2 protein-coding genes are annotated in these 672 nt (G+C 43.3%); both read left to right on the top strand.

Annotation, left to right across the window (positions count from 1 at the left end; genetic code table 11):
• Positions 1 to 288: hypothetical protein (locus HMPREF9423_RS11640; RefSeq protein WP_006149556.1), on the top strand; the 288-nt coding region annotated here is incomplete at its 5' end.
• Between the two features lie 9 nt (positions 289 to 297).
• The coding region (locus tag HMPREF9423_RS11635) for a T7SS effector LXG polymorphic toxin (RefSeq protein ID WP_006149555.1) at positions 298 to 672 on the top strand (375 nt) is incomplete at its 3' end.

Genomic DNA, 672 nt, shown 5'->3' with positions numbered 1-672 from the left:
AATATGTTTGGAACCATTCAATTATCCGATGTTCTATTTGGTTCACATGTTAGTAGCATGTCCAAAGCTAAGGAGAGTTTGGCCGGAGTTGGAAAACCAACTTTCAACACGACAGGTGAGTCGAAAGCACTGGACTTGTACCAGGAACAATTCAACGAACTCTACCAGCTGGTGAAGTCCTACACGGCTCTATTAGGAGCGGATCTCGCTTTGATGACGGCTACAGGGAAAGAGATGTACAGAACTGATAGTGTCTTGGGTCAAAACATGTTTCCTGGTTTGCAGTAGGGAGGTATCATGAGTTACAATATAAAATTTGATGATATCACCTCTGTTCAAGTGGAAAGTCAAAAGACGATGAATGCTTGGGGAGAGTCCATGTCTAGTCTAAACAAGGCTATGAACGACTTCATAAAGAATCAAAACCTCCAAGGTCAGGCTATCTCGAGTATGCGCAATTACCTAGTAGAGGTACATGGGACTCTTCTTCAGACACTGGCAAACCTGATGAATGACTACTCAACGAACCTCCTACTGTACAAGGACGGCTACTACCAGATTGATGGAGATCTTCATACAAAGTTACCTGGTAAGGAGTTTACACGTCTTCATAGCGACTTAAAGGGCTCGAGGGATAAGTTAAAGCCCGAGATTGAACTCTTGAAGACGACT

It is taken from the genome of Streptococcus infantis ATCC 700779 (genome assembly GCF_000187465.1).
Lineage (GTDB): Bacteria > Bacillota > Bacilli > Lactobacillales > Streptococcaceae > Streptococcus > Streptococcus infantis.
This window is presented reverse-complemented; position numbering and strand designations above follow the sequence as displayed.